The organism is Pseudomonas sp. NPDC079367 (genome assembly GCF_044542195.1).
Lineage (GTDB): Bacteria > Pseudomonadota > Gammaproteobacteria > Pseudomonadales > Pseudomonadaceae > Aquipseudomonas.
This window is the reverse complement of record NZ_JBITTW010000022.1, coordinates 77,200-84,620: the sequence shown is the minus strand read 5'-3', so window position 1 is coordinate 84,620 and position 7,421 is coordinate 77,200. Positions and strand designations below refer to the sequence as shown.

Genomic DNA, 7,421 nt, shown 5'->3' with positions numbered 1-7,421 from the left:
AAAAATACCAAATAATAGATAATGACACTTATGTCGACAAGACAAGGCTCCATTTTTTCCGCTTCGGTGCCGGGCAGGAAACCGATTTCCTGGTCCAGGCCCTGCACGCTGCGGGTGGCGATGATGCGGCGATAACGTTTGCTGACCATGGTCTGCTCGATCGCCGCGGCCAGCGCCAGAATGGTTTTGCCGGAACCGGCGGCGCCGGACAGGTTGACCAGATGAATGTCCGGATCAAGCAGCGCGTACAGCGCCAGACTCTGATAGATGTCGCGCGGCTTCAGCCCCCACGCCTCCTGATGCAGCAGCGGTTCCTGATGCAGGTCGAGGATCAGCAGCCTGTCTTCCTGGATTTCCTTGATCCAGCCGACAAAGCCCTGCTCGTCAATGATGAACTCGTTGATGTGCACGGCCGGCAGGTTGTCGATCAGTTGCACCTGATGCCAGGTGCGGCCGTGGTCCTGCCGGGTTTCGACCTTGCTCACGCGGTCCCAGAAGGAGCCGGTCATGTTGTGGTAGCCGTTGGGCAGCAGGGATACGTCATCGACCAGTTGGTCGGTGCTGTAGTCCTCGGCGTCGATGCCACAGGCGCGCGCCTTCAGGCGCATGTTGATGTCTTTGGTGACCAGCACTACCGGTTTCTGCGGGTCGCGGGTGTGCAGATCAATCAGTTGGTTGATGATTTTGTTGTCGTTCAGGTGCTCGGGCAGAATCAGGTTCGACTCGGCCTGCTTGCTCATCAGAATTGACAGCAAGCCCTTCGGCCCGCCCTTGCCGCGCTGGATCGGCACGCCCAGTTCGACGTCCTCGGGGGACGCATCGCCCAGGGTCTTATCGATCAGGCGGATCGCCTGGCGGCATTCGGCGGCCACGCTGTGGTGGCCGCTCTTGAGCTTGTCCAGCTCTTCCAGCACGGTCATCGGGATGGCGACGTGGTGTTCTTCGAAATTCAGCAGGGCATTTGGATCGTGAATCAATACGTTGGTATCGAGTACATACAGGATTGGCTGGTTGGAGGAAGGGCTGCGTCCGTGATCATCCATACTCGGTCACCTTTGTGGGAGCCATTCGACGCAATACCTTGACAGTGCTGCGCCTCGAGGTGACTGCCGATTCATCCACGAGGGCCTGGATGAACTGCACACAGTAGGAGTCTGGGAAGACGCCACCTGTGTTGCAGGTTTCGGCGGTCTGTCTTCGTAATACTCCAAAACCGATGACATAAAAAAGCACTTTGACGGTTTTTTTAAGTTTATTTTGCAGAGTGACGAAAAGCCCTTGGCGGACTCCCCGGACACCGCTAAAGTCGGAAGTCCGCCTGCATCGAACCCCCTACAAAAATCACCCCAAACCCAATGTTTTCGGGCCTTTCGTCTTTCTCAACGAAAGGCGTCCTGACAGTCTTCCCACCCAATGCCGCTCTGCGCAGTCTGGGTGATCAGCCACGGCAGCGACGTCTTCACTGCATCCTGTTTCATGTTGAAATTGATCACCCCGTGCCGCCACAGCAGCATCAGGGTCAACACCCGCTGCGCGCTTGCCGGGCCCTTGAGCTTGCCGGCACCGTCCTGGGCATCGATGTCCCACAGCGCTACTTGCAAGCCCTGGCTATTGAAGAAACCTTGTGCGTCACTGCGGCGCTGGCCATCCGGTGGACGGAACAGCGGCACGTAGTTTTCCGGCAACTTGTTCTTCACCAGATCGGCACTGCGCCGTACCGAATCCTGCCAGTCCTGCCAATGGCTGTGGGAGCGGAACTCCCAGCCCTGGACGCCAACGCACTGCCGGGAAAAGCTCGCCTGCAGACTGCTGACCGAACGGCCAGCGAGTCGTCCCTGAATATCCTTGCCCAGCACAAAGAACGTTGCGCTCAGATTGGACTTGCGCAGGTACTCGGTCAGCCAGTCAGTATTGTCCGGTTGCACGTTGGCGCCGCTGTCGAAGGTCAGCAGAAACAGTCGGTCGTGCATCTCGTCGCCGTTACGCTCGTAGTCGCCGAAACGATCGAACTCATTACTCGTTTGCGGTGACAGCGCGGCCTTGCGCATCAACTCGTCGAGGTACTGCAAATGGAAGATCCGGCTCGGCTCGGCCCACTTGGTGTAATAGCTGTCGTCGCTGACCACGAACTTGGCCGCTTGCTCACGCAGGGTCGGCAGGTCTTCGACGAGGAAGCAGAACGAGGCGTCCTGATCGCAGCTTTGCTGGGCGTAGTTGTAGTTGGCCAGCAAGCGCTGCCAGAGACGTTGGCGCAGCTGATTGACCGCATCGATATTGACCGTACGCAGCCCCAGGCGCTGGGCCAGTGCGGCCTCGTCGATGGATTCGGTACCGAGCAGGCCGCGAGCGAACATGAGGATTTCCGCTCGCGATGCGACGTCGAACAGGGTCGGATTGCCGAGCTGCTCCGGCCAGGTTGTGCGATCCAGCGTCGCCGCCTCACCGGGCGCCGCCACGGCCCCGAAGCTCAGCAGCCACGCGGTAAATAAAAGAACAATGCGCAAAGGGATGTCTCCATAACAAAACCCGCGCGGCACTATATCGCGGGTGGATCAAAAGAAAGATCAAAAGATCGCAGCCTTCGGCAGCTCCTACCTGTCCCCCATTGGATTCATTGCGGTTTCATGTCGTGCGCAATCTGTAGGAGCTGTCGAGCCCCGGCGAGGCTGCGATCTTGTTCCATGGCACCACCGATCACCTATCATGCTCATAGCTGGAGTCAACAAGAACAACCCCCTAGAATCGCCCCCACGATTAAAGGAGACGACTTCATGCTGATGGTGATTTCCCCCGCCAAGACCCTCGACTACGAAACACCGCCGGCGACCCAACGCTTTACCCAGCCGCAGTACCTCGACCATTCGCAGGAACTGATCCAGCAACTGCGCGAACTGAGCCCGGCGCAGATCAGCGAGTTGATGCACGTGTCCGACAAGATCGGTGGCCTCAACGCCGCGCGTTTTGGCAGTTGGACACCCGCTTTCACCCCGGAAAACGCCAAGCAGGCCCTGCTCGCATTCAAGGGCGATGTGTACACCGGCCTGGACGCGCAGTCCTTCAGCGAAGCGCAATTCGATTACGCGCAAAAGCATCTGCGTATGCTCTCCGGCCTTTATGGACTGCTGCGCCCGCTGGACCTGATGCAACCTTATCGTCTGGAGATGGGCACCAAACTGGCCAACGGCCGTGGCAAGGATTTGTACGCGTTCTGGGGCACACGCATCAGCGAATGGCTGAATGAGGCGCTGGCTGAGCAAGGCGATGATGTGCTGCTCAATCTGGCTTCCAACGAGTACTTTTCTGCGGTCAAGCGCAGCGCGTTGAATGCGCGAATCATCAACACGGAGTTCAAGGATCAGAAAAACGGCCAATATAAAATCATCAGTTTCTATGCGAAGAAAGCACGCGGTCTGATGAGTCGTTTTGTGATTCAGGAGCGCATCAACGACCCCGTTCAGCTCAAGCAATTTGACGTGCAGGGCTATCGCTACAGCGCCGAGCAATCGAAACCTGACAATCTTGTGTTTTTGCGCGACCACGCCCCGGAATAAAGCATGCCCAATGCACGACTCTTTCCATACAGAGTCGTGCACCTCGCACGATGTCAGAAATCCCCCGCCACATTTCGCCAGTTTAATGGCGCCAAAAAAATACCCCTGTCTTTTCTAAGATTTCTTTCACTCGACACTCGTCAGTTTTTTCAGTAGTGGCACCTAAATTTTTTTGCAGTAGTGGCACAAAACTATCGAGCACGCTTTTAGCCCCAGAACTAAAGGGCGAAATAGCAAGTGCTATCAATTTGCATCCAGTGCCATCTTTATCAATATTTCAAAAAATTTCGGCTGGCACGATGAGCGGGCTGGAACTATGTCCAAATGCGTTGCTCATACCACCGGTAACGATTCTCGCCGAGTTTGTACGAGATAACTTACGCAGAGCTGATAGCCATGTAACCAAGTTGTCACAGCAACTTGCCTGAGTGACTAACGAGTCTCAAAACAATCGAAGGACAGGAGATACGCACCATTAATATCCCCTACAAAGGCCAAGGCCGCGCCCCTATAAACGTGCTCGCCTGAGCACCTAACTGCTTGATTTAACGGCTCCCTACCGGACGTCGAGCAGGCTACACGACAGCACTAGAGTCTTCCCGCACGGAAGATCGGCTGCATAACAGGGCAAGTCATAACAACAAGGCCTAGTTGCGCACATCTTGAGTGCACTTATTAGACACTCGGAACTTTGTATGCCTGCACACGGCATTGTGGCGCCTGTAAGCCGCACTTCCGAGTGCACTAGTGACCGCTGAACACCATTAACTCCGGCCTTCTAAGGCCTGATATATACAGAGGTAATTGCGATGCGCATCAGCATATTTGGTTTGGGTTACGTTGGCGCAGTATGTGCCGGTTGCCTGTCTGCACGGGGCCATGACGTAGTTGGCGTCGATGTTGCCAAAGACAAGATCGACATGATTAACGCCGGCAAATCGCCGATCGTTGAACCAGGCCTGGGCGAACTGCTGCAGCAGGGTATCCAGACCGGTCGTCTGCGCGGCACGACCAACTTCGCCGAGGCGATTCGTGATACCGACCTGTCGATGATCTGCGTCGGCACGCCGAGCAAAAAGAACGGCGATCTGGAACTGAACTACATCGAGGCCGTGTGCCGCGAGATCGGTTTCGTCCTGCGTGAAAAAACCACCCGCCACACCATCGTCGTGCGCAGCACCGTGTTGCCAGGCACCGTGGCCAACGTGGTCATCCCGATTCTGGAAGACTGCTCCGGCAAGAAAGCCGGCGTCGATTTCGGCGTTGCGGTCAACCCTGAATTCCTGCGTGAATCCACCGCCATCGCTGACTACGATCAGCCACCGATGACCGTTATCGGCGAGTTCGATACCGCGTCGGGCGACGTTCTGCAATCGCTGTACGAAGAACTCGACGCACCGATCATCCGCAAGGACATCGCTGTTGCCGAAATGATCAAGTACACCTGCAACGTCTGGCACGCGACCAAAGTGACCTTCGCCAACGAGATCGGCAACATCGCCAAAGCGGTCGGCGTCGATGGCCGTGAAGTGATGGAAGTGGTCTGCCAGGACAAGACCCTCAACCTGTCCCAGTACTACATGCGCCCAGGCTTCGCCTTCGGCGGCTCGTGCCTGCCAAAAGACGTCCGCGCCCTGACCTACCGCGCCGGTTCGCTGGACGTCGAAGCGCCGCTGCTCAACTCGCTGATGCGCAGTAACGAATCGCAAGTGCAGAACGCTTTCGACATCGTTGAAAGCCATGAAAAGCGCAAAGTCGCCCTGCTCGGTCTGAGCTTCAAGGCCGGCACCGACGACCTGCGCGAAAGCCCGCTGGTCGAACTGGCCGAAATGCTGATCGGCAAGGGTTACGACCTGAGCATCTACGACAGCAACGTCGAGTACGCCCGTGTTCACGGCGCTAACAAAGACTACATCGAGTCGAAAATCCCGCACGTATCGTCCCTGCTCAATTCGGACTTCGATTCGGTGATCGACAACTCCGACGTGATCATCCTCGGCAACCGCGACGAGAAATTCCGTTCGCTGGCTCAGGAAGCGCCGCAGGGCAAGCAAGTCATCGACCTGGTGGGCTTCATGTCCAAGGCCACCAGCGCCGGTAGCCGCACCGAAGGGATCTGCTGGTAAGCAGACATTGCGCGGCACCGCATACCGCGTCGCCGCGCACTGACTGTGTGAACCCGTGGTAGGAGCTGACGAGTGAAACGAGGCTGCGATCTTTACCGGGGTCACTTGAGTCGTGAGTGAACACCCAGAAGATCAAAAGATCGCAGCCTTCGGCAGCTCCTACAGTGGGCCATTGATGAGCCTGCCTTAACCCCATCGGGCCCAGCCCGAGATAGAGACGGATGCAGATTATGCACAGGCTAAAACACGGCCTACTTCAGGCCGCCGGTTGGCTGTTTTACCTAAGTTTGTTGATGGGCCTGGCCTTGATGCTGCCCACGTCCACATTCGACTCCGAGTCGAAGGACTTCATTTTCCTGATTGGCGCCGTGGGTATCTGGCGCTACTCGATGGGTGCAACGCACTTTGTGCGCGGCATGATTTTTCTCTACATCGTCTACCCGCACCTGCGTCGCAAAGTACGCAAGCTGGGTAAAGCGGCCGACCCGTCGCATGTATTTCTGATGGTCACGAGCTTTCGTATTGACGCGCTGACCACCGCGCAGGTCTACAGCTCGGTGATCCGCGAAGCCATCGACTGCGAACTGCCGACCACCATTGTCTGCTCGATCGTGGAAATGTCCGACGAGCTGCTGGTCAAGGCGCTGTGGGCGCGGATGAATCCGCCGGAGCGGGTCAAGCTCGACTTCGTGCGTATTCCCGGTACCGGCAAGCGCGATGGTCTGGCCTTCGGTTTCCGCGCGATCTCCCGTCACCTGCCGGACGACCGTGCAGTAGTGGCCGTGATCGACGGCGACACCGTGCTCGGCGAAGGCGTCGTGCGCAAGACCGTGCCGTGGTTCCAGCTGTTCGGCAACGTCGGCGGCCTGACCACCAACGAATTCTGCGAAGTACGCGGCGGCTACATCATGAGCGAATGGCACAAGCTGCGTTTCGCCCAGCGCCACATCAACATGTGCTCGATGGCCCTGTCCAAGCGCGTACTGACCATGACCGGTCGGATGTCGGTGTTCAAAGCGTCCGTGGTGACCAACCCGGAATTCATCGCCGACGTTGAAAGCGACTCGCTGCAGCACTGGCGTCTGGGCCGCTTCAAGTTCCTGACCGGTGACGACAAGTCGAGCTGGTTCAGCCTGATGCGCCTGGGTTACGACACCTTCTACGTGCCGGACGCCGCGATCAACACCGTTGAGCATCCGCCGGAAAAGAGCTTCATCAAGGCCAGCCGCAAGCTGATGTTCCGCTGGTACGGCAACAACCTGCGCCAGAACTCCCGTGCACTGGGTCTGGGTATCCGCCGCCTCGGCGTATTCACTTCGGTGGTGCTGTTCGACCAGCGCGTGTCGATGTGGACCTCGCTGCTCGGCCTGACCGTCGCACTGATCGCCAGCTTCAAGTACGGCACCGCGTTCATCCTCGTGTACCTGCTGTGGATCGGCATCACCCGCCTGATCCTGACGCTGTTGCTGTCGTGTTCCGGTCACCGTATCGGCCCTGCTTACCCGGCGATTCTGTATTACAACCAGATCGTTGGCGCCCTGGTGAAGATCTACGTGTTCTTCCGCCTCGACCAACAATCCTGGACTCGCCAGCCCACATCCCTGACCCGTGATCTCGCCAGCTTTCAACGTTGGTTCAACACCTGGTCGTCTCGGACCATGACCTTCTCCGCCGGCAGCATTTTTGTCGCCGTGCTGCTGATGATGGTCTGACCCGCTCCTATTGAATTAACAAGGAAATCGCC

5 protein-coding genes are annotated in these 7,421 nt (G+C 57.5%); 3 read left to right on the top strand and 2 right to left on the bottom strand.

The features are described from left to right. On the bottom strand, positions 1 to 1,043 hold a 1,043-nt coding region (locus ACIGDJ_RS17760; protein WP_397504580.1), incomplete at its 3' end, for a PhoH family protein. Positions 1,044 to 1,379: 336 nt separating this feature from the next. Next, positions 1,380 to 2,504 carry a polysaccharide deacetylase family protein gene (locus tag ACIGDJ_RS17755; protein ID WP_312995327.1) on the bottom strand — a complete coding sequence of 375 codons (1,125 nt, stop codon included), beginning with the start codon at positions 2,502 to 2,504 and terminating at the stop codon, positions 1,380 to 1,382. A gap of 267 nt (positions 2,505 to 2,771) precedes the next feature. Between ACIGDJ_RS17755 and yaaA the strand changes: the two genes are divergently transcribed. From yaaA to alg8, 3 genes are all read left to right on the top strand, one after another. Next, entirely contained in the window at positions 2,772 to 3,551 is a 780-nt protein-coding gene (yaaA, locus tag ACIGDJ_RS17750) for a peroxide stress protein YaaA (RefSeq protein ID WP_101159314.1), read from the top strand. Positions 3,552 to 4,360: 809 nt separating this feature from the next. After that, a complete protein-coding gene (locus ACIGDJ_RS17745; RefSeq protein ID WP_016771595.1) occupies positions 4,361 to 5,677 on the top strand; it encodes a nucleotide sugar dehydrogenase in 1,317 nt (438 codons plus the stop codon). Between the two features lie 230 nt (positions 5,678 to 5,907). Further along, on the top strand, positions 5,908 to 7,389 hold the full coding sequence (gene alg8 / locus ACIGDJ_RS17740; RefSeq protein ID WP_371918389.1) for a mannuronan synthase: 1,482 nt from the start codon (positions 5,908 to 5,910) through the stop codon (positions 7,387 to 7,389). The last annotated feature ends 32 nt before the right edge of the window (positions 7,390 to 7,421 follow it).